The sequence below is a fragment of the Proteus genomosp. 6 genome, from assembly GCF_040139785.1.
Lineage (GTDB): Bacteria > Pseudomonadota > Gammaproteobacteria > Enterobacterales > Enterobacteriaceae > Proteus.
In genome coordinates this window covers 243,873-270,565 of record NZ_JBEEVJ010000005.1, presented here as the reverse complement: position 1 = coordinate 270,565, position 26,693 = coordinate 243,873, and the positions used below count along the sequence as shown (strand labels likewise).

Here is a 26,693-nt window from a genome sequence, read left to right as displayed (position 1 = left end):
ATGTCTTTAGATTATGGTCGCCCTTTTCCTATGGGCAGTCATTATGATGGCTATGGAGTAAACTTTACACTCTTTAGTGAAAATGCCACTAAAGTCATTCTTTGCCTGTTTGATAAAGCAGGCAAAGAGATCCGCTACCCATTACCAGGTAAAACGGGCGCAATTTGGCATGGATATTTGCCTGGTGCAGGGCCAGGTTTACATTATGGTTATCGTGTAGAAGGCGAATGGAACCCAGAGCAAGGATTGTTCTATCAACCTCAGCAACTATTATTAGATCCCTATGCAAAACAGGTGACAGGTATTGTTGATAATACATTGCCTTACACCTCCCCTGTTTTTAATGCATTAGAGCATGATGATAGTGCGATTACACCTAAAGCAGTTATCACAGATGATAGTGGTTGTTTTTGCCATTCTTATAAAGAAAAAGGCACGTATCAGCGTTTAAATACGCCGTGGTCAGAAACCATTATTTACGAAGGACATGTAAAAGGGCTGACAAAGCTTCATCCTGAAATACCCGAGAAAATTGCGGGCACTTATGCAGCATTAGGGCATCCTGCCTTTATTGCGCATTTGCAAAAATTAGGTATTACAGCATTAGAACTGTTACCCGTTCAATACCATTTAACAGAGCCACATCTTCATAAAATCGGATTAAAAAATTATTGGGGTTATAACGTATTAGCGCCCTTTGCCTTATCGACACAATATTATTCCAACACAGGTCGGAATATTATGGATGAATTCCGAGAAGCAGTAAGGTGTTTACACAAAGCCAATATTGAAGTGATTTTAGATGTGGTATTCAACCACACAGCAGAATTAAGTGATCAATATGAAGGTTATATTGTTTCGCAGCGCGGTATTGATAATCAAAGCTATTATTGGCTAAACGACGAAAACAAAGCACAAAATTGGACTGGCTGTGGCAATACTCTAAATTTAAGTCGCCCTGAAACAGTGCAGTGGGTTATGGATTGCCTGCGTTATTGGGTGACAGAATTTCATATCGATGGTTTTCGTTTTGATTTAGCGACAAGTCTTGGTCGAGTTCCTTATTTTGATACTCAATCACCACTACTGACAGCGATACGACAAGATCCGCTGCTGTCACGTATCAAACTTATCGCAGAGCCTTGGGACTTAGGCTCTGATGGTTATCAAGTCGGTAATTTCCCTGTTCCATTTACAGAATGGAATGATGGCTATCGCGATGTTATTCGTCGTTTTTGGTTATGGCGTGATGTGGCTATTGCGACATTTGCAGACAATATTACGGGCTCTGCAAAGCTGTATCACAAAAATGGCAGGCCTCCCTATTCTAGCGTCAATATGATAACAAGCCACGACGGCTTTACACTACGGGATTTAGTGAGTTATCAGAATAAACATAACGAGGAGAATGGAGAATCAAACCTAGATGGACATAACACCAATTACAGTGTGAATTTTGGTGAAGAAGGTTTGATAGTCAACGAAAAAATAAGTCAACACAGATTGCTTGCAACTCGGAATATGCTTGCAACCTTACTGCTTTCTAGAGGAACACCTCATTTACTCGCCGGTGATGAAGTGGGTAATACGCAATATGGTAATAACAACGCTTATTGTCAGGATAATAAAGTCAATTGGATCAAATGGTTTCAACAACCTTATGATTTAACTGATTACATTCGCCACCTTATTGAATTACGTCACCAAATTACACCTTTAAGTTCGCTTAAGTGGTGGGAAGAAGATAGCCAAAACGTGGTTTGGTTAAATCAGAATGCTCAACCTATGAGTCATGAAGAATGGCAACAACTTCCACCCTCACCATTACAACTTCTTTTAGCGCAACAATGGATCTTAATGTTTAACCCATTAAGAAACAGCGCTGTTTTTTCTTTACCTGAAGGGTCTTGGTCTTGCTTGCTTGATACAGTTAGCTGGCCTGATTGTCACCCGACACAATCTCAGCATTGTGAAATACAACCTAACAGTATCACCCTTTGGCGAAATAGCGTTTTTTATACTCAGTCTTCTACTGAAAAATTACCCATTATTTCCTCCCAAGTTAAGTAATTTGATTGGAGTGCTATAACTATGATGACAACAGAACAAGGCCAAAAATTAATGTTGGCACAACAACTTCCTAAAGAGGCAATTGCACTCGTTTTAGCGGGAGGTCGTGGTACACGCTTAAAAGCATTGACTTCAAAACGTGCAAAACCGGCGGTTTTCTTTGGTGGGAAATTTCGAATTATTGACTTTACGCTATCAAACTGTCTTAACTCAGGAATTCGTCGTATTGGTGTAATCACCCAATATCAATCGCACTCTTTGGTTCAACATATTCAACGTGGTTGGTCATTCTTTAACGAAGATATGAATGAGTTCGTTGATTTATTACCCGCTCAGCAACGTCGTAATACCGAACATTGGTATATGGGTACAGCTGATGCTATCTATCAAAACCTCGATATTCTTCGTAGTTACAAAGCAAAATATGTCGTGATTTTAGCTGGCGACCATATTTATAAAATGAACTATGCGCGTTTATTACTTGATCACGTTGAAAACAAATCAAAATTCACCGTAGCTTGTATTCGTGTTCCTAAAGACGATGCATTCCAATTTGGTATTATGGATATCGATGAAAATCGTAGAGTGCTCAATTTCTTAGAAAAACCATCAAACCCACCTTGTATTCCTGATGATCCAGAACACTCATTAGCAAGTATGGGTATTTATGTGGTAGATAGAGATTATCTCTTTGATTTATTGGAAGAAGATAGCAGCGATCCAAATTCACATCATGACTTTGGCCAAGATATCATTCCTAAGATCACAGAACGTGGAGATGTTCTTGCCCACCCATTTGAACTCTCTTGTGTCAGCTCAGATCCTTCAGTACCACCATACTGGCGCGATGTAGGTACTATTGAAGCATATTGGGCAGCTAACCTCGACTTAGCCTCTGTAACACCAGAGCTTGATATGTATGCGAAAGATTGGCCAATCCGCACCTTTATGACACCTTTACCACCAGCCAAGTTTGTTCAAGATAATCATGGTGAACATGGACAAATGATGAACTCGCTGATTGCTGACGGCTGTATTATCAATGGTTCAACGCTCTATTCATCTATTCTATTCCCATTAGTTCGTGTTGAATCTTTCTGCCATATTGAAGATTCTGTGATTTTACCTGATGTGACGGTGAGCCATCATTGCTACTTAAAACGCTGCATTATTGAACGTAGCTGTACAATTCCAGAAGGCACAGTGATTGGGATGAATGCAGAAGAAGATGCTGCGCGTTTCCACCGCACTGAAGAAGGCATCGTGCTTGTAACAAGAGAAATGCTTGAGCAACTAGCACGTAAAGAAAAAGAAAATCCAACTGAAACAAGTGCAGAACAAAAACCTCAAAATGAGGAGGCATTTTCGTGAATGTCCTTCACTGTTGTTCTGAATTATTCCCTCTGCTAAAAACAGGGGGATTAGCTGATGTTATGGGCTCTTTGCCTTTAGCTCAGAAAAAAATAGGCTTAGATGCGCGGGTGGTTATTCCCGCGTTTCCTGCTATCAAAGATAATATTCCCGATCTCAAATTAGTGACTAATATCGATACGTTTGCAGGTAATGTTTCTCTGCTTTACGGACAATACCACGGTGTTGATATTTATCTTATTGATGCACCTCATCTTTATCAACGTACAGGTAGTCCTTATCACGATCAACATCAACATCCTTATGGTGATAATGTTTTTCGTTTTGCCCTGTTAGGTTGGGTGGCAAGTGAGCTATCAGCGGGATTAGATCCCTTATGGCGAGCGGATGTTGTTCATGCTCATGATTGGCATGCAGGACTAGCTTGTGCTTATCTCGCGGTTAAACATTACTCCGCAAAATCTGTTTTTACTGTTCATAATCTGGCTTATAAAGGCGAGTTTTCACCCTATCATCTGCATCAGCTTGAATTACCTGATTACAGTTTTTCAATTAATGGGCTGGAATATTACGGGCAAATTTCATTCCTAAAAGCAGGTCTTTTTTATGCTAACCATATTACGACAGTCAGCCCCACTTATGCCAAAGAGATAACCACTCACGAGTTTGGTTACGGTTTAGAGGGATTATTACGCCAACGCGCTTATGAACAGCGATTAAGTGGCATCTTAAATGGTATTGATGAGGCCGTTTGGGATCCTGCAACAGACGGCTTAATTACGCGTCGTTACGATGTTAAAAACCTGAATAAGCGTTTAGAAAATAAAACCGCATTACAGAAAAAATGTGGTTTACCTGTTAACAATAGCGCCCCTCTTTTTGCAGCTGTCAGTCGTTTAACTTCGCAAAAAGGGCTCGATTTAGTGATTGAAACGCTCCCTGATATCGTTGAACAAGGCGGTCAGTTTATTTTATTAGGTACTGGCGATAGTCACCTTGAAGCGGCATTTTTACATGCACAACAACAGTATCCGCAAAATGTAGCGGTACATATTGGCTATGACGAGAGTTTTTCACACCAAGTTGTCGCAGGTGCTGATGTGATTATGGTGCCTAGTCGTTTTGAACCTTGTGGGTTAACTCAGTTATATGGCTTGAAATATGGAGCCCTACCTTTAGTAAGACACACAGGTGGATTAGCCGATACGATTAATGATTGTTCATTAGAAAATTTAGCGCATCACCAAGCGACTGGTTTTGTTTTCTATGAAGCGACTCCTGACTCTCTGCGTCAAGCTATAAACCGAGCCTTTACCTTATGGGGTATGCCTAAACAGTGGCAACAAGCTCAAACTGATGGCATGAATCAAACTATTTTTAGTTGGGAAACCGCGGCAAAAACGTATGCGACACTGTATCAAAATTTATAGACATGAAGTCTATTTGAACCAGTGGATAACAAAAAGAGATTTATAATGAAAAATTTATGTGAATTTGATTATTTATCACCCGATAAGGATATTGAATCATTAAAGCGTTCCATTGTTTATAAACTTATGTTTATCGTTGGTACGTCGCCAAAATATGCAACACCAACAGATTGGTTAAATGCAACCTCTTACGCTATTAGAGACCGTTTAGTAGAGCGTTGGTTAAAATCGACCAAAGCAGAGCTTTCACCGAAAGTAAAACAAGTTTATTACATTTCGATGGAGTTTCTCATGGGGCGTTTTTTGACAAACGCCATGCTCTCTTTAGGTGTTTATCACGAAGTCAAAGAGGCATTAAAAGAGTTAGGTCTTGATCTTGAAAAACAAATCGAACTCGAGCCCGATCCAGGTTTAGGTAATGGGGGTTTAGGTCGATTGGCTGCATGCTTCCTTGATTCTTGTGCCACACTAGGTTATCCCGTTACAGGTTATGGTATTCGTTATGAATACGGAATGTTCCGCCAACAAATTAAAAATGGCGAACAACATGAAGTTGCGGATAACTGGCTTGAAAAAGGTAATCCTTGGGAATTCCCTCGTCATGATCTGCAATTTGAAGTGGATTTTGGCGGACGTTTGCAACAAGAAGGTGAGAAAAATTATTGGGTCGATACCTTTAATGTTATGGCACAACCTTATGATTCTATTGTTCCTGGTTATAACACCCAAGCGACAGATACCATTCGTTTGTGGTCAGCCAAATCAAATGTTGCGTTTAACTTAGGTAAATTTAATAAAGGTGAATATCTAGAAGCAACAGAAGCAAAAGATCGCTCTGAAAATATCTCTCGTATTCTCTATCCTGATGATTCAACAATGTCAGGTAAAATGTTGCGTTTACAGCAAGAATATTTCTTAGTGAGTGCTTCTGTTCAAGATATTTTGCAACGTCATTATCATCTGCATCAACGCTTTGATAATTTAAAAGATTTTATTGCAATTCATCTTAATGATACTCACCCTGTTCTTGCTATTCCTGAGTTAATGCGTCAGCTGATTGATAATCATGGATTTAGCTGGGATGAGGCATGGGAACAAACTATTCATATATTCTCATACACCAACCATACATTAATGGGTGAAGCATTAGAGACTTGGCCTGTTGACATGCTAGGCCGTTCGCTTCCTCGCCATTTACAAATCATTTTCCAAATCAATGATAAATTCTTGAAACAAGTCAGAGCACAATTCCCTAACGACAACGATTTATTGCGTCGTGTTTCCATTATTGATGAAGAGAATGGCCGTAATGTTCGTATGGCATGGTTAGCGGTTATTATTAGTCATCAGGTTAATGGTGTTTCTGAACTTCATAGCCAACTAATGGTGCAATCTTTATTTGCTGATTTTGCGATGATCTATCCTAAGAAATTCTGCAATATTACCAATGGGATCACACCACGTCGTTGGTTGGCATTAGCAAACCCTTCTCTCTCTAAAGTAATTGATAGCCATATTGGTACAAACTGGCGAACTAATTTAGAGCAATTGGGTGAATTAATGCCATTGGTAAAAGATAAAAATTTCTTGCACCAATTAAAAGATTCAAAACGTATCAATAAACAAAATCTTGCTCAGATCATTAAGGAAGATTTAAAGATTGATATTAATCCTGATGCACTGTTTGATGTACAAATCAAACGTATTCATGAATATAAACGTCAACTTCTGAATGTGTTAGGTATTATCACTCGTTATAATCGCATTTTAGAAAATCCAGAGAAAAACTGGGTACCTCGCGTATTTATTTTTGGCGGTAAGGCTGCTTCAGCCTATTATAATGCGAAGAAAATTATCAATCTTATCAACGATATTGCAAGTAAGATTAATAATGACGAGCGTATTAAAGATAAACTAAAAGTGATCTTTATTCCTAATTACGGCGTAAGTTTAGCGCAACATATTATCCCTGCGGCAGATTTATCTGAACAAATATCATTAGCAGGAACAGAAGCTTCTGGTACAGGAAATATGAAATTTGCCCTAAATGGTGCATTAACCATCGGTACACTTGATGGCGCGAATATTGAAATTGGCGAACATGTTGGTTTCGATAATATGTTTATCTTTGGCCACAATGCACAAGAAGTGGCGGAATTAAGACAACGTTATTCCCCTCGTCGTTATTACGATGAAGATATTGAGTTACACACTGTGCTTAATCAAATCGCTAATGGTTTCTTTAACCCAACGGATCCTGATAAGTACAAATCAATTTTCGATAGCTTAATTGAATTTGGCGATCATTATCAGGTATTAGCCGATTATCGTAGTTATGTTGATACTCAAGATAGTGTTGATGTTCTCTATCAAGATGAAGATGCTTGGTTGAGAAAATCTGCGTTAAATATCTGCCAAATGGGTTATTTTTCTGCGGATCGTGCGGTAACAGAATATATGCAACGAATTTGGAAAGCTTCTGCGATTACATTGTAAAAACTAAGCTAAACTTCTAAGGACAGAACAGTAACCGCGCTTTATTGCGCGGTTTTTGCTTTTATCGTTTAAGACAAAATTCTTTTTATTTTTAGCATTAGCACCATTAATGGCGATTTATACAGCGTGGAAAATAACACGTTGTTCTTATTAAACCTTATTCTTAATATTATAAAAAAGTAGTGATATGTTTTTACCTGTTTCTTATTAGATTTATTTGTTTTATTTATGAAAGATTTTATCATTTATTCTGTCAAAATTTCCTTTAATGACAAAAGGAGTTTTTATGAAAAATATTTCCAATAGCTTTGTAATTAAAAAGCAAAATACAGGAGCTTTTTTTAATGACTATAATTTAAAAGGTTATACGAAACTTTTTAATAATATTAAAGATATTAAAAACACCCCTTTAAAAGACATATCTTGTGGTTGTAATGGAAAAAAGGTTAGTATAAATATTGCAGAAATTAGTCGTGAATTACTATCAAAAATACTAAAACTTTATACACCCACCAAAATATCCTCTTACAAAATTAATACCGAAAACAGAGAAAAATCAATAAAATTATTAAATAAAGCTTATGGAAAAATAGATGGATATATTTCAGACTGGTGGGAAAATGAAATAAAAATTTTTCCTTCTTCAAGAATTAATCGAGAAATTGACAATCTATATCATGATGAAAAATTTATTATGAACAAAGAGACTAAAAAAATTTTATTTTTTTTAATTTCTAAAAAATTTAATCTAGATTTAGATAATAATGCGGCTCAAAGCACGATAATCCAACACTTACAAGATATCCCTGAAGTTGTAAAAGCAATAGATGAATTAGGAATTGCTAATGATTCACATTCAAAATATGAAACTTATTGTTTAATAGCTGAATATATTTACAATATTTTATCAGAAAATAAAGTTAATTTTTCTAAAATAAAAGATGCAGTGAAAGAAATCGCTCAACGAAATTTAGTTACTCCTGAAGATAAATTAGCTTCTCCTTATTCTACGCGTACTCTTATTTTTTTATAAAAAAGTAAACTATTGATCTAATGATAGACATTATGTATAACCAGATGTACATTTTATCTAACTTAAGTGAAATAGGAAAACACAATGACCTCACATCTTATCCAACAAAATATTGAAGCACTCTCTTTACCTGGTGGGCATTACTCTCATGTCGTGACTGCAAACAATATGTCGTTTATTTCAGGGTTATTACCCTTAGATAAACAAGGTAAACCTTTAGCAGACAAACCTGTTGAAGTACAAATCACACAAGTCCTTGAAAATTTACAAGCTTGCCTTATCGGAATAAATGCAAAGAAAACCGATATTGCTCAAGTTAAAGTCTATGTGACAGATATTAATGAATGGCCTATCGTTAATGAGTTATATGCAAAATGGATTGGCGAGCATAGACCAGCAAGATTAGTGGCGGGTGTAAAAGAGCTACATTTTGGGAGTAAAATTGAAATTGAAGCCGTTGTTATTAAGGAATAATCTTATGAATAAGTTACTTGCTCCCACTTATAAAGATGTTACTGAAGCTCATCAACGCATTCTGCCATATCTTAATAAAACACCGGTTTTAACCTCTCGCACTATTAATGAGCTAACAGGGGCGCAATTTTATTTTAAATGTGAAAACTTTCAGCGAATGGGTGCATTTAAATTTCGTGGTGCGATGAATGCGTTATCTCAATTTACCGCAGAACAACGTAAAAATGGTGTCGTGACTTTCTCATCAGGCAACCATGTACAAGCTATAGCTTTATCGGCAAAGCTATTAGGTATTCCTGCAACAATTATCATGCCTGAAGATGCACCAAAGGCAAAAATGGAAGCCACAAAAGGCTATCGTGGTCGCGTGATCACCTATAACCGTTATACAGAAGATCGTGAAGAAATTGGGCAACAACTGGCACAAAAGGAAGGCCTAACATTAATTCCACCTTACGATCATCCTCATATTATTGCTGGACAAGGTACTGCCGCAAAAGAGCTGTTTGATGAAGTGGGTGCATTAGATATGCTATTTGTTCCATTAGGTGGTGGTGGCTTACTTTCTGGCTCTTTATTATCAACCAAAGCTCTCTCACCAGATTGTAAAATATTTGGCGTGGAGCCTTTAGCCGGAAATGACGGACAACAATCATTACGCAAAGGCGAAATCATTCATATTGATACACCGAAAACAATTGCAGACGGTGCGCAAACTCAGCACTTAGGCAATTATACTTTTGAGATTATTCGTAACCATGTGAACGATATTTTAACGGCAACAGATGAAGAATTAATTTTGGCTATGCAGTTTTACGCTCAGCGAATGAAAATAATTGTAGAGCCAACTGGCTGTTTAAGTTTAGCGGCTGCTCGTCAATTTGGAGATAAGTTAAAAGGCAAAAAAATTGGTATTATTATCAGCGGTGGTAATGTCGATATCGCGCAATATGGTCTATTTTTAGCGCAATAAACTTGCATGTTCTAATATGAAAAAAAGCAGTATAGAAAAACCTATACTGCTTAAAAACACCAACATACAACCAATCAACTAAAATAACGGGGGCGTTTGTTTAACAAATTTTAATTAAGTGAAAAAGTGATACCTGCTTTTTTACATAATTGAGTCAGATTTTCTTTTAATTGTTGATTTTCTTCAGGCAATAAATCGAGTTGTGGCAAACGCATATGACCACCTTCTAAACCACGCATGGTTAATGCCGATTTAAATATTGCCATATTCGCGCCAGACTTAAGTGCATCACTAAATTTCACACAAAATTGTTGCCACTGTTTCGCTTCTTGGTAATTACCTGCGATATAAGCTTTATACATATTCACAAAAGGCTCAGGGAATACGCAAGCACAACCAGAAACCGTACCGTCACAGCCCGCATCTAATAAACCTAGGAATAATTTATCGTAGCCATGAAGGACGGAAAAATTATCGGCTACAGCAAGGTAGCTTAATGTTGTATTGTTATCAGCAAAACTGTATTTAATACCAATTACATTTTTACACTGTTGTTGTACTTTTGCCGCTAATTCAGGTTTTATATTATTTGCCGCACATTGCGGAATGTTATACAGATAAACAGGAAAATTATCCGGCACACTATTTGCCACTGTCACAAAATAGTTTTCTAATTCTCTGTCTGTCACACCAAAAAATTGTGGCGTCACCACACCAATACCATCGGCACCAATTTCAACTGCGTGTTTGGCTAATTCAATGGTTTCAGTTAATGTCATTGCACCAACATGAATAAAGACAGGTAAACGCTTATTCGCTGTTTCAACAACGGTTTTCGCAACATTTTTACGTTCTAATGCAGATAAACGCAACATCTCACCCGTTGTACCACAAGGATAAAGGCAATCAACGCCCTTGGTTACTAGCATTTCAGTTAATGCAGATAACGCTTTAATATCTACTTGATCGTTCGAATCAAACGGAGTAACCATTGCCACTGTAACGCCAAATAATTTTTTCATATAAAAGACCTTTATTAAATCAGATTGCTTCAACAATAACTTTAATTGCCAACATACCCGGATCATCTAAACCAATAGATTTTTCTGGGAACATACGGGCTCGACCTAATAAATTAGGTTTTTGGCGAAATTCATTAAGCGTACTATCGACGCTTTGTAATGCTGCTGCTTTTAAATTATCGATAGCTAAAGTTGGTTTTAGCGCTTCAGATAAATGGTAAAGAATATCGAGTACGGATTTTTGCCCTAACTCCCCTTTTCCCCTTGCCATCATGCTTTGGTATGCAATAGTTAATAGCGATGAAATGTCGGAGGACGATATTTCTTGAAGTTGGTTTTCTTTGCAGTATTTGGCCATTGCCATAAAAGCGGTTGCTTGCAATGTACCAAAAGAAGAAGCACAGGCTTTTTGTAATGATTTGCTGCATTGAAAAAGCGCTTTGCTTAAATCATCAGGCCAATCTTGTGAGTCATCTGCAATTTGTCGCCAGCCTTTTTGCATGGTGATCCCCAGATCTCCATCACCTAAACGACTATCCGCTTCACACAGCATTGATTGAGATTGCTCGCAAGCAATAGCGATACGGATCACCGCTTGTTTGAGCATATCAAGCGTAATATTCATCGCTATACCCTCCAGAATGCACAATGAGCCGGTGCATTCATCAAGGCTTCTAGCTCATCATCCAATTTGCATAATGTTAAACTTGCACCGGCCATTTCCATGGATGTGGCATAACGTCCGACTAACGGATGCACAATTGTTGCACCTGTTTTATCAATCAGCTGTGCAATTTTGTTGTACAGAATATAAAGCTCTTCTAATGGTGTTGCGCCTAAAGAGTTAACTAATACAGAGACTTTATCTCCTGTTTTTAATGATAATTCTGTCTGTAAGCGATCAAACATCTCTTGTGCAATATCATCTGCGTTGCGTAATTTATCACGCCAAATTCCCGGTTCACCGTGAATACCCATCCCCATTTCCATTTCATCGTCACCAATTTCAAAAGTAGGATGTCCTACTGCGGGTAAGGTGCAAGATGTCAGCGCACAACCAATGGTTCGAGTATTTTCCATGGTTTTTTGAGCAACACGCGTGACTTCATCAAGTGTTGCACCTTCTTCGGCTTTGGCGCCCGCCATTTTAAAACCATAGATCATTCCAGCAACACCACGGCGTTTGTGCGCTTCTTCTGGTTTTGCTGAAGCCACATCGTCAGTAGCTAAAACGGTTGTACAACGAATATCATCTTCAAAATCGACAGTTTCGGTCGCCATATCAAAATTCATGATATCGCCACCATAATTGCCATAAAGTAACAATACACCTAAGCCACTGTTTGCTTCACGAATGGCATCTGCCATTAAATCGGCTGAAGGTGAAGCAAAAACATCGCCTACGGCGGCTGCATCTAATAAGCCCTCACCGACATATCCTGTAAATACAGGTAAGTGACCCGACCCGCCACCCGTTACAATACCCACTTTGGGATTATTGGCTTTTTTCGAACGAGTAATCAATCTTGGCTGTGGTTGACGATAAATATCACCATGAGCAAGGCATAAGCCTGCTAATGTTTCATCGACATAATTTTCTGGCTTATTTAATATTTTTTTCATGTGATCACCCGATATTTTTATTTATCTGCTGATTTTTATCATCTTAAAAAAATCATTTCGTTTATTTAAGATGAGTTTTCCCTGATACTTAAAAAGCATCTCTATTTAAATAATTGTTTATAAATAAACGAGGCTTTATTTAGCTTTAAACGCACCTCTAATTTGCATAATAACAATGAATAAAAACACACTGGCTAATATCATCGAAATAGGTCTATTAACAAAATTAATAAAATCACCATCTGACTTCATTAATGATGAAAGTAAATTCTTTTCTAACATTGGCCCTAAAATCATGCCCAAAATAATGGGTGATATTGGGAATTTTCGTTCTTGAAGGAAATAGCCGATAACACCCATTACTAACATAACAACAATAGAAGACATCGTATTAGTAATTGCGTAAGAGCCTACGAGACTAAATAAGATAATTGCTGGATAAATAATTGCATTATCAATAGCAACAATCTTCTTCAGTAAATTGACAACAATAAAAGCAATCGGTAATAAAATTAAATTAGCAATAAAGAAAATAATAAAGACAGCATACAATTTATCAGGGTTGAATAAAAATAGTGTTGGTCCTGGTTGCATATCTTTCATATACAAGACACCGATAATAATTGCAGCAGCAGAATCGCCCGGAATTCCAAATACTAAAGATGGGATCCAACTTCCCGCTAAACTTGCATTATTACTTGCTGAAGCATCAACAATACCCTCTTCAGAACCATGACCATATTTTTCTGGGTTTTTAGAGAGTTTCTTTGAAACGGCATAAGAGATCCATGCCGCAATATCGGCACCCGCACCGGGTAAAGCACCAATTAATGTTCCTATTATTCCGCTACGGAAAATGCCGCCTTTACGCTGGCAAACAACACCACCAATTCCTTTAAAAATATTGTAAGAATTATTTTCAGCATTCACTTCACTTAGCGTGATTTGCTTTTCTTTCCAACGCTCAACGTAATATTTAATTGCACCGGAAATTGCAAATAATCCTATCATTGCTGGAATAAAACTTACACCTTGCATTAAAGAGACTTCACCAAAAGTAAAGCGTGCTTGCCCTGTAAATTCATCATAACCAATGGTGGATAATGCAATACCAAAGAACAGTGCTAATAAGCTTTTTCTAATATGTGAACCTGAAACAATAGTTGCACAGCTAAGCCCAATTAAAGACAACCACATATATTCATAAGAACTAAATTTTAAAGCAAACTCAGCTAAAACTGGCGCTGTTGACGCTAATATAATTGTACCAATAACGCCACCAATCACAGAGCTTGTTAACGACATACCTAATACACGGTTGGTGTTACCTTCTTTAACTAAGCTGTGTGCATCATTGGTATAAGCCGCTGATGCAGGTGTACCCGGAATATTTAATAAAGCACCAGGAATATCACCTGCAAATATAGAAGACGCGCCAACAGAAATCATTAAGGCTAATGCAGGAATGGGATCAAGAAAAAAAGTAAATGGCACCATTAATGCGATAGCCATTGTTGATGTTAATCCAGGAATTGCACCAACAAATAAGCCAAATAAACAAGCACCAATAACGACAAGTATTGTTGTGTAATCAATATAAGCAAGTGCGCTAATTAATATATCCATACTGTTGTTCTCTATTTATGAAAATAGCTGAGGTAGCGGTACTAACAGTACAGCGGTAAATAAGTAATACACACCTAACACCACACTGGCTGAAATAATAAAACTGTATATAGGTTTTGTTGTTGCATACTTTATCATTAACGGGGCGGTAATAATTAATCCTGTTAAAATAAAACCTAGATAATCTGATACAAAAACATAAAAAAGAATAATTCCAATAATTAATAAAACAAATTTTATTTCATGCCATGAAACTAATGGAATATCACTTTCTTGATTGCGTGAAAATATATCTATTAATGAAAATATAATCATGCCACCGCCAATAATAGAAGGCATAAATGCGGCGCCATATTCACTAAAATCACCTAATGAATACGCACTATAAACAATAAGAAATAAACCAAAGCAGCAAAATATTAGCGATAGAATATGACGATTTAGCATAGGCATAAAAACGGCTGTTGTTCAGCCGTTTCCTCAGTTATTTCTTTATAATTTCACCAAACTTTTTATCTTCATTGGCCATAAATTGAGTGGCATCATCTCCATATAGCTCGATCACTTCAAATCCTTGTTTATTTGCAAACTCGGCTAATTCACCAGATGCATACACTTTTTTCATTGCAGCCGTGAGTTTATCTTGCACTTCTTTATCTAGCCCTTTTGGCGCAACTAGCATATTCCATGCTTGCAAATCCCAGTTATAAGGTGTGGCTTCTTTAAATAATGGTACATCAGGATAAAAAGCCGATTTCTCATTTGACATAATTGCCATATGCTTCACTAATCCTGCCTTTACCATACTGTCTGCCTCACCTAATGAAGAGGTCACAATATCAACACCACCAGAAGCAAGCTCTTGTAATGCAGCACTTGCACCTTGAGATGGGATAAAGCGAATGGCGTTATCAGGCAATCCTGCGGCACGCAACATACCAATAGTATTGAGATGCCAGATTGAATTTAACCCACTGCCAGATGCTTTTAATTTACCCGGATTTGCTTTTGCGTAATCAATAATTTCCTGTGCATTTTTAAATGGTGAAGATTTCCCAACCTGTAATCCACCATAAATAACGGCAAGACGTGTAATCGGTGTGTAATCTTGATAAGTTAAATTTGTCATTCCTTGATGATGCATCATGGTAATTTCAACCGTTGCAATACCTAATGTGTAACCATCGGGTTTTGCATTTTTAATGGCATCATGACCTACAACACCACTACCTCCAGTTTTATTTACCACATTAACGGTCACGCCTAATTCTTCTTGTAGCCCTTTAGCCGCTAGGCGTGCAACAGTATCAGTATTACCTCCCGCAGCCCAAGGAACAATAATAGTAATCGGCTTTTCTGGATATTGAGCAAAAGCTGGAAGTGTAAAAATGGAACTGCATAGGGTAAATGCCAGAAGTGTTTTTTTCATTATATGCACCTTTTCTCATTGCAGATTATTTGTGGTCGAATATCTTCGAGCCTTGATTTAAGGCGAGCCTGAACCTGAGAAAGTACAGGCATTGCTGTTACGCCTTTTTGTTCTATAAATGCAGAGAGGAAAGCACTGGCAAATAATACACTCTCATGCATTGTGCCTCCTGCCGCTATTTTTGAAGCAAATGCGCCATTAAAAGCATCCGTGGCTGCCATCGTATCCACTCGTAACGATGGCATAGGAGGAATATGAAAAGTGGCGCGTCCGTCAAAATAGACCACACCAAGCTCATCCATATAGATAATGACTTTCTTATTTTCATCACCTGAAATAACGTTAATCGCTTGTGTTGCGTCTTTAATATCGTTTATTTCAATGTCAGCCCAGTGTGATGCTTGATTTGCATTTAACGTAATAAAATCAAGAGTGGAATAAAGTTGCTTTAAATCTTCGCTGTAAGGTGCAACATTAAGTACGATAATTTTATTAACAGACTTTGCAAACATCGCTGCTTTAATATTGGCTTCTATATTAATTTCACCTTGGAGCAATAACACATCTGCCTCACTTACATAAGGCAAAGAAATATCAATCTCTTGCTCAGAGAATGTATTGTTCGCACCTAAATAAGTCGCTGTAATATTGTTTTGTGTTTTATCTGCTAAATAACTAATTGAACTGCCTGTTGGCTCTATTTCTGTTTGAAAAATAGTGAAAGAATCAATTCCACTTTCTTGTAAATATTTATATGCATATTTACTAAAATGATCTTCACCAACTTTTGTTATTAAATGCACTTTCGCATCAGAAAAACTGGCAGCCATTGCCTGATTTGTTCCTTTACCACCAGGACCTATCGAATTGCTTTTAGAGTTAATTAACTCTCCGACTTTTGGAAAAGAATCGACATTGGCAATAATATCTACCACAAATGACCCAAGCACACAGACTTTACCTTCTGGCTTTCTATCTTTACGTTCTCTCACGATTAATAAATCGTGCAATAAACATGAAATATCAAAACTATCACTAAATTTACTTATTTTTTTAATTTCTTGTTTCCCTAGTATGGCGCCACCATGACAACGTTTGATCAACCCTTCTCCTTCGAGGTATTTCAAATCACTGCGAATAGTTTCCAATGTGACACTGAATTTTTCCGCAAGCTGAGCCACTTTAACTTTCTTTTGTTCTCTGATGATGGTGTAAATTTCCTGTCGCCGTTCTTCTGAAAACATATAAAGTGCCTCCGTATCATTGATAACGAGAATAAGGAGATTAGGTCAGTGATTCTGCGATGGTATTCAAAACAAAAAACCAAAAACAGAAGCAAAACCAAATCAAAGCAATTTAGATCACATTTTTTTAACACAACATCAATTGGCATACGTTAAAAATGAGAGGTGAAACGAGTCGAATAATGAATGGAGATTTAGAAAAGAGAGGTAGAATCAGCCGTTCAAGAACGGCTGATAAAATAATAACTTAGATTATTACAGATGTGATAGTTTTAAAATGTAAATACTATGTTAAATAAAATCACCTTGGTATTTAATTTAACAAAGCATTAAGCAGATAAAAGCCCACTAATGTCAGCAACACGACCACTAAGGTATTACGTATTTTAAGCGCTAATCCTACACATAATAAGGTTCCCCAAAGATAAGGATTATCTAGAATACCTTTAAATTCGCCTTTTTCTAACAGCACAATGGGTGCACAAATTGCAGTTAATAAACAAGGTGCAGAATATCCTAATGCCTGTCTGATCACAGACGGTAATTTGACGGGGATCGCCGGTTCAAGAAAGAAATAACGCAACATAAAAATGACGAGTGCCAAAATTAATAATAACGACCATGTCATTTTTGTTCTCCTCTGGCTCTAGCAACACAAACAGCAATAAACATGCCTGTTAATCCACCAATCACTACGCCACCTTCTATATTCAACCAGCTGAAAATAATAGATAGGCAAAAAGAGACAATAACGCCTACTAATGTACTAAATGTTTTTATTAACGGAATAACAATTGCCAATAACGTGGCAACAATAGAAAAATCAAGATGATAACGAGATAAATCAGAAACTTGGCTTGCCATAATAATACCAACAATACTAACGGCAACCCACGCTAAATAAAAACATAATCCCGCACCTATCATATAAGCGGGTGTGAGTTTTACTTTAGGTTGTGCTGAAACAGCAAAAAGTTCATCCGTTAATAAAAAACCTATTGTAATGCGTTGATACCATTTTAAATGGGCAACATGAGGACGTAAGGTTAGTCCGTATAAAAGATGCTGAGCTGTAATAAAAAAGACAGAAACAATAATGGTCAGCATTCCCGCACCAGAAACCACTAATCCTAATGTCACCAATTGCGCCGCCCCTGCAAATATAATTGCAGACATTCCGACACTTTGTGCAAAGGTTAATCCTGCATCAACGGCCATTGATCCCGCTAATATTCCCCAAGGAATAACCGCAAGGCATAAAGGTAAAACATGCAGAGCACCAAGGCCAAAAGCACGCATTACTTGCCTATCTTCATTATTATTTTTGATTTTTTCCATTTACCTGTCTTCACTTTTAATACATTAATTCTATAGAGAATAATTATCAGTCAGTAAAGATAAATGATATTGCATAAAATTGCTCAATCTTATTTATGTCGTTGGTGTATTTTTGCTGGAACAAAAATTTGGTGAGTTTCTAAATTTGCTTGGTTAATTAATCCCATAATGAGTCGAAAGCAGTGTGAGGCTAATTCAGGATTATTTTGTGCAATAGTATCTATTGGTATCGATAATGAATCATAAAGATAGTGATCATCAAAGCCCGTTAAATAAACATCATCTTGCATGATTTTATTTTGGCTTAAATACCGTAATACACCCTCTAGCAAACCGCAGGCTGAAGTAAAAACAAACTTGGGTGGACGACCTAAAGACGCACATAAAGAGCCGAACATTTCATAGCCTGAACTTGGATGATAGTGCCCGTGAATGATCCACTCTGTTTTCAAATTAATATTGGCTTGAGAAAGCCCTTGCGTAAAACCTAAAAGGCGATCTTTTGTGGGTGAAATCGTTGATTGTCCACCTAAAAAGTAAAATTCATCAATGCCTTTTGTTGAAGCAATCTCCGCAATAAGTTGTTGTGTCGTGGTAGTTGAATCTGTGACAACAAAAGGTAATGTTGTACCGTCAAAATAACGGTCAAATAACACAACGGGAATTTGTTTACTTAAGCGCTGATATTCAAAATCATTTTGTAAACAAGAAGCCACAATCAAACCGTCGATTTGTCGTGATAACAAATGTTCTATTGCAAGAGTCTCTTGAGCCGCATTTTCATCCGTACAGGAAATAAGTAGCTGAATACCCGCTTCTCTACATAATATTTCTAGTTCATAAGCCACTGAGGCAAATCCGTAGTTAGTAATATCAGGAATAACCAATCCCAATGCATAACTGCGATTATCACGTAAAGAGCGAGCATGAATGTTAGGTTGATACTGATATTGTTGGGCAATAGAGGTAATACGCGCAATGGTGTCATCAGCAACACGCATCTCTTTACCTCGGCCATTCAATACCAAACTAGCTGTTGTTTTTGATACACCTGCTAGTTTTGCAATATCTGTAATAGTCGTACGCTTTTGTTTTTTCACTATTATTTTACTTAAGGCTGCATTTGCTGAATTTAAATTAATTTATTGTTTATCTAATCTTATTTAACTAAACAATGCATCATTTAATTGCCAAGTTGTTAGCTTTATTGTGTTTTTACCCGAAAAATTAATGATCTGTTTTGCTGAAGGGAAAAAACGACTACTCATCACACCCAAACCATGATTAAAGAAAATCTCCACGCTCGAACTGTCACATAATATTTGAAGATGTTTTATATCACCAGACCAGAAACGTGATTGCCATTCACCATTTTTAACACTACGACGTTTTAATATTGCTTGATTATTCTCAATGGTTAATTCAAGTGAATCAGAGAATTGAATTAAGAGAGAGTCTATTAATTCCACCTCTAATTCAACACAAAACCCGTTAATTTCAGGCGCATCATCTGCAATGCCTTGCCAATATTGTACATTTTGTCTGAGTTGCTGTAATTCTTTTACGGGTTGCTGATAAAGTTGCCCTTCGCTTATTTGTAATTCACGAGGACAGGTCATTTGATGTATCCAGCCATTAGCAATGGTCGGTTGATACATTTCCTCTCCATCAGGAACCCCCATCCAACCAAATAATAAACGCCTACCATTAACTTGTGTGGTTTGCGGCGCATAAAACTCAAAACCTGCATCAAGTTCGATTAAATCACCATGTTGAAACTGCAATGTTGAATAATCAAAACTGCCCATTAAATAAGCACTAGAGTGCGAATTTAAAAATCGATATTGCTCTTTTTTTATTCCTTGAGGACAGGTTAATAAAATAAAGTGTCCACTAAGTTCAAAGAGATCTGGGCATTCCCACATATAACCCACATCATCTAATCCACCTAAATGACTTCCTGCTAACTCGCCTATTAATTGCCATTGATATAAGTGAGATGCGCGATAAAGTAAAACCTTACCCTGTTTATCTAACGTTTGCGCCCCTAACACCATGTACCATTTATCGTTGTGTTGCCAAATTTTAGGATCACGAACATGTCCGCTATAACCTTCAGGAAGCCCTAAAACAGGCCCTAACTTATCAAAACCACCCTGCTGGTTTTCAACTGCTAAACACTGCCATGCAGTACGAGAACCATCATCAAATTTTACATTTCCGGTATAACAAAGCGTTAATTGTCCTTGATTGATCACAGCACTGCCAGAATAACAGCCATCTTTGTCATAAAATTCATCAGGCAATAAAGCAATAGGTTGATGTTGCCAAGTAATAAGATCCTTTGAACGCCAATGCCCCCAACATTTATTTTTATGCTCACAAGACAGAGGCGCCCATTGATAGAAAAGATGATAATACTTACCATCAAAACAAAACCCATTGGGATCATTTAATAACCCAGTTATTGGCGCTAAATGCCAACGCGGATAGTATTTATCTTTTGCAGCTTTAGCACTATTACGCATAACCGCTTGTAAAATTGCAGATAATCCTTCGCTTTTTGTCATTTATGCAGACTCCACTTTATATTTCAGTAAAAGAGAAAGAACAAAAGCTGTTAAGAATGCGATCACTAAACCAATAACATAATTAATAATTGAACCCGTTTGTACAATCGCAATACCCGGAATAGCGGTAAGACCAACAGCGGTCATATAAACGTGAGAGCCAACAACCCAAGCGCCTCCAGCAGCACCTCCAATTAGTGCAGCAATAAAAGGTTTACCATAACGCAAATTAATCCCGAAAATTGCCGCCTCTGTAATACCTAACATCGCGGAGAAACCCGATGGGATCGTAATAGCTTTAATTTTCGCATCGTTGGTTTTAAACCAAACGGCAATACAGGCTCCTCCTTGTGCAATATTAGCCATCGCCCAAATAGGTAATAAGAAATTTACGCCAATATTCGGATTCCCTAATAATCCAGCTTCGACTGCATGGAAACTATGGTGTATTCCTGTAATAACAATAACAGAATAAAGACCACCAAAAATAAGCCCTGCAATCCAACCTGCCTGCGTAATTAACGTACTTAGTATTAATGAAATACCATCACCTAAAAGACGACCGACAGGTCCAATCACTAATAACGCAACAAAGCCTGAAATAATAACGGTTAAAAATGGCGTGATAATTAAATCAAGTGCATTAGGAACAACTTTACGTAATTGTTTTTCCAGTACACTCATAAACCAAACTGCCAGTAATACTGGGAAAACAGTTCCTTGATAGCCAATCATGGCGACTTCTAACCCAAAAAAATTCATGGTATTAAATCCAGCCGCAACCCCCCACGCGTTAGTTAAGGCTGGATGCGTTAAAATTCCGCCTAATGTCGCGCCAAGATAAGGATTTCCGCCAAATTCTTTTGCAGCAGTAAAACCAATAAGAATGGGCAAAATAATAAAAGCCGCGGAGCTACACATATCAAGCATGATATAGAGTGCATTATCGGGACTTACCCACTGGTTAGTTTTCATTAATCCCAGCAATCCCATTAATAAGCCTGACGCTACAATGGCAGGAATAATAGGGACAAAGATATTGGAAAGCAGTCTAGCTATTCGTTGAAATGGATTGAGCTTTTTAGCCGCAATATTTGCAGCCTCAGATTTACTAGATTCACTAATACCTGCGGCAGCAATAAATGCAGCATGTACTTTATTAACTAACCCTGTGCCGAAAATGACCTGAATTTGCCCAGCGTTACTAAAACACCCTTTTACACCCTCTAATTTATTTATTGCCTCTTTATCTGCTTTTGAGTCATCAACAAGAACAAGTCTTAAGCGCGTAGCGCAATGTGCTGCACTTGCGATATTTTCAGCACCACCTAATAAAGGCACAAGCTGGTGAGCAACTTTTTCAATATTCATCATAGCCTCTGTCATTCTTTTTTATTTATGTAGCGAGTATTTAGTTTAATTGAAAACTAAAACGGTTTAGCTAACAATTGGATTAAATAAAAATCAATTCAAGATAGCAATAAAAACTCAGGTAAAGGTCGTTTAATTGTGATCTTAATTACAAAAAAGCACGTTTATTAATCATGTTTTGAATCTTTTAAATAATTAAAAACAACGAAAAGCTAAACTATATTTAATTTTTGTTTAGCTAAATGGGTTAATTAGTTGTTAGATAATTATAGCCCCTAAAAATGATAGTTAAGCATGAATAAAAATGACTATTGAACCAACAAAATCATATAGATATAAACAAGTAAGCAAGCTTAATAAATGTTACTGATAACATCCAAACACTTAACTAATCGTTATATATTTATTTATATAAAGATTGTTAATCAAATGATTAAATATAACCAATACAAAAACTTAAGATAACCTTAAAAACTGGTAACGCTTGTAATAAATCACTTTTCTTTGATGTAAAGCAACTACAACTTTCAGGAAATACGTAGTATCCACATTAACAGTTGGGTTTTATTGCCTACGTTAAAGTGCTTATTTTTTAACAACAATAACAATCATTATTTCTTTATAAGCTTATTAGCGGCTGTTTTTTCTTAAAATTTTAATAATCAAGTGAGTAATGTATGAAAAACATCAAAGAGATGGCGTTACTTTCCACTCCCTTATCTCGCCGTCGTTTTGTAAAAACAGGTGCAGCGGGTGGTTTAGCGATAACCGCAGGTGGATTATCACTCCCCTTTCATCAAGCCATTGCCTCGGAAACAAAACCAACAACGAATAGCGAAAAAGTCGTGTGGAGCGCATGTACTGTAAACTGCGGTAGTCGTTGCCCATTACGTATGCATGTGATTGATGGTGAAATTAAATACGTTGAAACCGACAACACGGGCAATGATGTCTACGAAGAATTACATCAAGTGCGTGCTTGTTTACGTGGTCGTTCTATGCGTCGCCGTGTTTACAACCCAGACCGTTTACGTTATCCAATGAAACGTGTAGGTAAACGTGGTGAAGGTAAATTTGAACGTATTTCATGGGATGAAGCGTTTGATACTATTTCAGATACCATGAAACGTTTAATCAAAGATTATGGTAATGAATCTATTTATCTAAACTACGGTACAGGAACATTAGGTGGCACCATGACGAAGTCTTGGCCACCAGGTGCAACATTAATTGCACGTTTAATGAATTGTTGTGGTGGTTATCTGAATCATTATGGTGACTATAGTACGGCGCAAATCGCAGCGGGCTTAAATTATACTTATGGTGGTTGGGCAGATGGTAATAGCCCTTCAGATATTGAAAACACCAAACTTGTCGTGATGTTCGGTAATAATCCGGGTGAAACCCGTATGAGTGGTGGCGGTGTCACCTATTACGTTGAACAAGCTCGTGAAAAATCTGATGCACGAATGATTATCATCGATCCACGCTATACCGATACGGGTGCTGGTCGTGAAGATGAATGGATCCCAATTCGTCCAGGAACAGATGCTGCATTAGTTAATGCATTAGCTTATGTCATGATTAAAGAAGACTTAGTTGATAAGCCTTTCTTAGATAAATATTGTGTTGGTTACGATGAAACCACTATGCCAGAGGGTGCGCCAAAAAATGGCCACTATAAAGCCTATATTTTAGGTAATGGTGCAGATGGTCAGCCAAAAACGCCTGAGTGGGCGGCGCAGATCACTGGTATTCCTGCTTCACGCATTGTTAAATTAGCCCGTGAAATCGCAACAGCGAAACCTGCTTATATTACACAAGGCTGGGGTCCTCAACGTCGTTCTAACGGTGAGCTTGCTTCTCGTGCTATCGCAATGCTCTCTATTTTAACGGGTAATGTGGGAATTAACGGCGGTAATACTGGCGCTCGTGAAGGCTCTTACAGTATTCCTTTTGTTCGTATGCCAACCTTTACTAACCCTGTTACCACCAGCATTTCTATGTTTATGTGGACAGATGCCATTTTACGTGGTCCAGAAATGACGGCAACCCGTGACGGTGTTCGTGGTAAAGACAAACTTGATGTACCAATCAAAATGGTATGGAACTACGCGGGCAACTGCTTAGTAAACCAACATTCTGAAATCAATCGTACTCATGACATTTTGCAAGACGATAAAAAATGCGAAATGATTGTGGTGATCGATAACCATATGACAGCATCTGCTAAGTATGCCGACATTCTACTTCCTGATTGCACAGCATCAGAACAAATGGATTTCTGTATGGATGCATCAGCAGGTAATATGGCTTATGTTATTTTCGCTGATCAGGCAATCAAACCTCGCTTTGAAAGCCGTAATATCTATGAAATGACAAGCGAAATTGCAAAACGCATGGGTGTGGGTGAAAAATTCACTGAAAACCGAACACAAGAAGAGTGGCTACGTCACCTTTATGAGCAATCTCGTCAAAACTTACCTGAATTGCCGACTTTTGAAGAATTCCGTGCTCAAGGTATCTTCAAAAAACGCGATCCTGAAGGTCATCACGTTGCTTATCGTAAATTCCGTGAAGATCCTGAAAACAACCCATTAACAACGCCATCAGGTAAAATTGAGATTTATTCTTCTCAACTTGCCGACATTAAAGCGACATGGGAACTCGCGTCTGACGATGTGATTGATCCACTGCCTATCTACTCTGCTGGTTTTGAAAGCTATGGCGATCCAGCAATGGAAAAATATCCATTACAAATGACAGGATTCCACTATAAATCACGCACTCACTCAACGTATGGCAACGTTGATGTCTTAAAGGCAGCTTGCCCTCAAGAAATATGGATCAACCCTGTTGATGCTACTAAACGCGGTATCAAACACGGTGATTTAGTGCGTATTTATAACGATCGTGGTGAAGTTCGGATCAATGCGAAAGTCACACCTCGTATTTTACCGGGCGTGGTCGGCTTAAGCGAAGGTGCTTGGTATAACCCAGACAGTAATCGAATTGATCACGCAGGTAGTATTAACGTGTTAACGACACAACGCCCTTCACCTCTCGCTAAGGGTAATCCTTCTCACAGTAATCTTGTTGAAGTCGTCAAGGCGTAAGGAGTCTGGTTATGTCAACGCAATATGGTTTTTATATTGATTCAAGTCGTTGCACCGGCTGCAAAACCTGTGAACTGGCGTGCAAGGATTTTAAAAATTTATCCCCTGAAGTGAATTTCCGCCGTATTTATGAATATGCGGGTGGTGATTGGACTGAGCAAGATGGCGTTTATACACAAAACGTGTTTGCTTATTACCTATCTATTTCGTGTAACCACTGTGACGATCCAGCTTGTGCCAAAGTTTGCCCAAGTGGCGCGATGCATAAACGTGAAGACGGCTTTGTTGTTGTTAATGAAGATATTTGTATCGGTTGTCGTTATTGTCATATGGCTTGCCCTTACGGCGCACCGCAATTTGATGAAGTCAAAGGTCATATGACCAAATGTGATGGTTGCTATGAACGTGTGGCTGAAGGCAAAAAACCTATTTGTGTCGAATCTTGTCCACTGCGTGCATTAGATATGGCACCTATTGAAGAGTTACGCGCTAAATATGGTGATTTAGCTGAAATTGCACCACTTCCTTCAGCAAAATACACCAAACCAAATATTGTCCTTAAATTAAATGCCAATAGCCGTCCTGTGGGTGATACCACTGGTCATCTGGCAAACCCAGAGGAGGTGTAAGATGGTGGGATTGCATGAATGGCCACTAATGTTTTTTACTGTTATCGGCCAAAGTGTTGCGGGTGCCTTTATTATTATGGGGTGCGCTATCCTTTCGGGTAAGCTTTCCGCAGAAATGAACCGAAAAGTGCATTACAGCATGTTTGGACTCTGGGCATTAATGGGTATTGGCTTCTTATTATCCATGATGCATATGGGAACCCCATTACGCGCATTTAACTCATTACTTCGTTTGGGTCACTCATCATTAAGTAATGAAATTGCTAGCGGTTCAATTTTCTTTGCGCTGGGAGGTATTTACTGGTTACTGGCTGTACTTAATAAAATGCCTGTTGCATTAGGCAAATTATGGGTCGCACTGGTTATGGTATTAGCTGCATTATTTATTACGGCTATCTCTCGTGTATACCAAATTGATACTGTTCCGACTTGGTATAACAGCTATACCACATTTAATTTTGTGCTAACGGCCTTTATCTGTGGTCCTGTTTTAGCGGCACTCTTAATGCGTATTGCAGGTTTTAATCTAAACTGTGTCAGTGCATTGCCATTACTCAGTGTTATCGCCATTCTTGTGAGTGCTATTGTGGCAACATCACAAGGTTTTGAATTAGGTTCTATTCAAACCTCTGTGCAAAAAGCGGTGGATTTAGTCCCTAACTATGGAGCTTTGATGGGGATTAAATTAGTGGCTTTAGTCTTAGGCTTGAGTTGTTGGATTGCCCCACTGTTACGTAAAAATAACCCTTCGATTGCTTTGTTAGCATTGGGCTTTATTTTAGTGTTTGCTGGTGAGTTTATAGGACGCGGCGTGTTCTATGGTTTACATATGACTGTCGGCATGGCAGTAGTGGGTTAATTAATTTTTCACCCATCTA

The 26,693-nt window shown here is 37.8% G+C and carries 22 protein-coding genes; 10 read left to right on the top strand and 12 right to left on the bottom strand.

Going from position 1 to position 26,693, the window contains the following annotated elements; genetic code table 11:
* The 7 genes from glgX (at window position 1) to ABN212_RS08795 (ending at window position 9,847) form a co-directional block, all read left to right on the top strand.
* On the top strand, window positions 1–2,070 hold the full coding sequence (gene glgX, locus ABN212_RS08825) for a glycogen debranching protein GlgX (RefSeq protein ID WP_349443124.1): 2,070 nt from the start codon (window positions 1–3) through the stop codon (window positions 2,068–2,070).
* 21 nt (window positions 2,071–2,091) lie between these two features.
* Complete coding sequence (glgC, locus tag ABN212_RS08820) at window positions 2,092–3,441, top strand: glucose-1-phosphate adenylyltransferase (protein ID WP_198625637.1); 1,350 nt, start codon at window positions 2,092–2,094, stop codon at window positions 3,439–3,441.
* Window positions 3,438–4,871, top strand: a complete 1,434-nt coding sequence (gene glgA, locus ABN212_RS08815) for a glycogen synthase GlgA (protein ID WP_349443123.1) — start codon at window positions 3,438–3,440, stop codon at window positions 4,869–4,871. The genes glgC and glgA overlap by 4 nt, the downstream gene beginning before the upstream one ends.
* Before the next feature lie 45 nt (window positions 4,872–4,916).
* Window positions 4,917–7,367, top strand: coding sequence for a glycogen/starch/alpha-glucan family phosphorylase (gene glgP / locus ABN212_RS08810; RefSeq protein ID WP_198619500.1), 2,451 nt, complete (start codon window positions 4,917–4,919; stop codon window positions 7,365–7,367).
* A 286-nt stretch (window positions 7,368–7,653) separates the two neighbouring features.
* A complete protein-coding gene (locus ABN212_RS08805; protein ID WP_198619499.1) occupies window positions 7,654–8,400 on the top strand; it encodes a hypothetical protein in 747 nt (248 codons plus the stop codon).
* Window positions 8,401–8,484: 84 nt separating this feature from the next.
* The gene (locus ABN212_RS08800) at window positions 8,485–8,874 is read left to right on the top strand and encodes a RidA family protein (protein WP_349443122.1); all 390 of its coding nucleotides are present in this window, start codon (window positions 8,485–8,487) and stop codon (window positions 8,872–8,874) included.
* 4 nt (window positions 8,875–8,878) lie between these two features.
* Entirely contained in the window at window positions 8,879–9,847 is a 969-nt protein-coding gene (locus tag ABN212_RS08795) for a threo-3-hydroxy-L-aspartate ammonia-lyase (RefSeq protein WP_349443121.1), read from the top strand.
* Window positions 9,848–9,957: 110 nt separating this feature from the next.
* Here the strand turns inward: ABN212_RS08795 and ABN212_RS08790 are convergent, their stop codons facing one another.
* The 12 genes from ABN212_RS08790 to ABN212_RS08735 all read right to left on the bottom strand — a co-directional run bounded on the left by ABN212_RS08790 (window position 9,958) and on the right by ABN212_RS08735 (window position 22,070).
* Complete coding sequence (locus tag ABN212_RS08790; protein WP_198619496.1) at window positions 9,958–10,869, bottom strand: dihydrodipicolinate synthase family protein; 912 nt, start codon at window positions 10,867–10,869, stop codon at window positions 9,958–9,960.
* A gap of 19 nt (window positions 10,870–10,888) precedes the next feature.
* Window positions 10,889–11,494 carry a dihydroxyacetone kinase subunit L gene (locus ABN212_RS08785; RefSeq protein ID WP_232797450.1) on the bottom strand — a complete coding sequence of 202 codons (606 nt, stop codon included), beginning with the start codon at window positions 11,492–11,494 and terminating at the stop codon, window positions 10,889–10,891.
* Window positions 11,495–11,496: 2 nt separating this feature from the next.
* Window positions 11,497–12,492 (bottom strand): dihydroxyacetone kinase subunit DhaK, encoded by a 996-nt coding sequence (locus ABN212_RS08780; RefSeq protein WP_349443120.1) that lies wholly within the window; start codon window positions 12,490–12,492, stop codon window positions 11,497–11,499.
* Window positions 12,493–12,627: 135 nt separating this feature from the next.
* Window positions 12,628–14,118 (bottom strand): tripartite tricarboxylate transporter permease, encoded by a 1,491-nt coding sequence (locus ABN212_RS08775; protein WP_198632734.1) that lies wholly within the window; start codon window positions 14,116–14,118, stop codon window positions 12,628–12,630.
* 15 nt (window positions 14,119–14,133) lie between these two features.
* Window positions 14,134–14,571: a tripartite tricarboxylate transporter TctB family protein gene (locus ABN212_RS08770; protein ID WP_102086692.1), complete on the bottom strand. Its 438-nt coding sequence runs from the start codon at window positions 14,569–14,571 to the stop codon at window positions 14,134–14,136.
* A 31-nt stretch (window positions 14,572–14,602) separates the two neighbouring features.
* Window positions 14,603–15,547: a tripartite tricarboxylate transporter substrate binding protein gene (locus tag ABN212_RS08765; RefSeq protein ID WP_102086691.1), complete on the bottom strand. Its 945-nt coding sequence runs from the start codon at window positions 15,545–15,547 to the stop codon at window positions 14,603–14,605.
* Window positions 15,547–16,791, bottom strand: a complete 1,245-nt coding sequence (locus ABN212_RS08760) for a PfkB family carbohydrate kinase (RefSeq protein ID WP_102086690.1) — start codon at window positions 16,789–16,791, stop codon at window positions 15,547–15,549. The genes ABN212_RS08765 and ABN212_RS08760 overlap by 1 nt, the downstream gene beginning before the upstream one ends.
* 313 nt (window positions 16,792–17,104) lie before the next feature.
* Window positions 17,105–17,419: an AzlD domain-containing protein gene (locus ABN212_RS08755; protein WP_075673103.1), complete on the bottom strand. Its 315-nt coding sequence runs from the start codon at window positions 17,417–17,419 to the stop codon at window positions 17,105–17,107.
* Window positions 17,416–18,129, bottom strand: a complete 714-nt coding sequence (locus ABN212_RS08750) for an AzlC family ABC transporter permease (RefSeq protein ID WP_226892290.1) — start codon at window positions 18,127–18,129, stop codon at window positions 17,416–17,418. Before ABN212_RS08750 ends, ABN212_RS08755 begins: the two co-directional genes overlap by 4 nt.
* An 89-nt stretch (window positions 18,130–18,218) precedes the next feature.
* Window positions 18,219–19,229 carry a LacI family DNA-binding transcriptional regulator gene (locus tag ABN212_RS08745; protein WP_349443119.1) on the bottom strand — a complete coding sequence of 337 codons (1,011 nt, stop codon included), beginning with the start codon at window positions 19,227–19,229 and terminating at the stop codon, window positions 18,219–18,221.
* 63 nt (window positions 19,230–19,292) lie between these two features.
* Window positions 19,293–20,699: a sucrose-6-phosphate hydrolase gene (locus tag ABN212_RS08740; RefSeq protein WP_102086688.1), complete on the bottom strand. Its 1,407-nt coding sequence runs from the start codon at window positions 20,697–20,699 to the stop codon at window positions 19,293–19,295.
* Window positions 20,700–22,070 (bottom strand): sucrose-specific PTS transporter subunit IIBC, encoded by a 1,371-nt coding sequence (locus ABN212_RS08735; RefSeq protein WP_349443118.1) that lies wholly within the window; start codon window positions 22,068–22,070, stop codon window positions 20,700–20,702.
* Window positions 22,071–22,747: 677 nt separating this feature from the next.
* On the opposite strand from ABN212_RS08735, the gene dmsA reads away from it, so the two are divergent.
* The 3 genes from dmsA to ABN212_RS08720 are packed head-to-tail and all read left to right on the top strand — an operon-like array spanning window position 22,748 to window position 26,674.
* Window positions 22,748–25,186: a dimethylsulfoxide reductase subunit A gene (gene dmsA, locus ABN212_RS08730; RefSeq protein WP_102086686.1), complete on the top strand. Its 2,439-nt coding sequence runs from the start codon at window positions 22,748–22,750 to the stop codon at window positions 25,184–25,186.
* 11 nt (window positions 25,187–25,197) lie between these two features.
* Window positions 25,198–25,815 (top strand): DMSO/selenate family reductase complex B subunit, encoded by a 618-nt coding sequence (locus ABN212_RS08725; RefSeq protein WP_023582154.1) that lies wholly within the window; start codon window positions 25,198–25,200, stop codon window positions 25,813–25,815.
* Between the two features lies 1 nt (window position 25,816).
* Window positions 25,817–26,674: a DmsC/YnfH family molybdoenzyme membrane anchor subunit gene (locus tag ABN212_RS08720; protein WP_198625646.1), complete on the top strand. Its 858-nt coding sequence runs from the start codon at window positions 25,817–25,819 to the stop codon at window positions 26,672–26,674.
* The last annotated feature ends 19 nt before the right edge of the window (window positions 26,675–26,693 follow it).

Bases quoted from the DNA above. Each gene is read 5' to 3' on its own strand.
- glgX (WP_349443124.1), top strand. From the start codon at position 1: ATGTCTTTAGATTATGGTCGCCCTTTTCCTATGGGCAGTCATTATGAT.
- glgC (WP_198625637.1), top strand. From the start codon at position 2,092: ATGATGACAACAGAACAAGGCCAAAAATTAATGTTGGCACAACAACTT.
- glgP (WP_198619500.1), top strand. From the start codon at position 4,917: ATGAAAAATTTATGTGAATTTGATTATTTATCACCCGATAAGGATATT.
- ABN212_RS08805 (WP_198619499.1), top strand. From the start codon at position 7,654: ATGAAAAATATTTCCAATAGCTTTGTAATTAAAAAGCAAAATACAGGA.
- ABN212_RS08800 (WP_349443122.1), top strand. From the start codon at position 8,485: ATGACCTCACATCTTATCCAACAAAATATTGAAGCACTCTCTTTACCT.
- ABN212_RS08795 (WP_349443121.1), top strand. From the start codon at position 8,879: ATGAATAAGTTACTTGCTCCCACTTATAAAGATGTTACTGAAGCTCAT.
- ABN212_RS08790 (WP_198619496.1), bottom strand. From the start codon at position 10,869: ATGAAAAAATTATTTGGCGTTACAGTGGCAATGGTTACTCCGTTTGAT.
- ABN212_RS08785 (WP_232797450.1), bottom strand. From the start codon at position 11,494: ATGAATATTACGCTTGATATGCTCAAACAAGCGGTGATCCGTATCGCT.
- ABN212_RS08780 (WP_349443120.1), bottom strand. From the start codon at position 12,492: ATGAAAAAAATATTAAATAAGCCAGAAAATTATGTCGATGAAACATTA.
- ABN212_RS08775 (WP_198632734.1), bottom strand. From the start codon at position 14,118: ATGGATATATTAATTAGCGCACTTGCTTATATTGATTACACAACAATA.
- ABN212_RS08770 (WP_102086692.1), bottom strand. From the start codon at position 14,571: ATGCCTATGCTAAATCGTCATATTCTATCGCTAATATTTTGCTGCTTT.
- ABN212_RS08765 (WP_102086691.1), bottom strand. From the start codon at position 15,547: ATGAAAAAAACACTTCTGGCATTTACCCTATGCAGTTCCATTTTTACA.
- ABN212_RS08760 (WP_102086690.1), bottom strand. From the start codon at position 16,791: ATGTTTTCAGAAGAACGGCGACAGGAAATTTACACCATCATCAGAGAA.
- ABN212_RS08755 (WP_075673103.1), bottom strand. From the start codon at position 17,419: ATGACATGGTCGTTATTATTAATTTTGGCACTCGTCATTTTTATGTTG.
- ABN212_RS08750 (WP_226892290.1), bottom strand. From the start codon at position 18,129: ATGGAAAAAATCAAAAATAATAATGAAGATAGGCAAGTAATGCGTGCT.
- ABN212_RS08740 (WP_102086688.1), bottom strand. From the start codon at position 20,699: ATGACAAAAAGCGAAGGATTATCTGCAATTTTACAAGCGGTTATGCGT.
- ABN212_RS08735 (WP_349443118.1), bottom strand. From the start codon at position 22,070: ATGAATATTGAAAAAGTTGCTCACCAGCTTGTGCCTTTATTAGGTGGT.
- dmsA (WP_102086686.1), top strand. From the start codon at position 22,748: ATGAAAAACATCAAAGAGATGGCGTTACTTTCCACTCCCTTATCTCGC.
- ABN212_RS08725 (WP_023582154.1), top strand. From the start codon at position 25,198: ATGTCAACGCAATATGGTTTTTATATTGATTCAAGTCGTTGCACCGGC.
- ABN212_RS08720 (WP_198625646.1), top strand. From the start codon at position 25,817: ATGGTGGGATTGCATGAATGGCCACTAATGTTTTTTACTGTTATCGGC.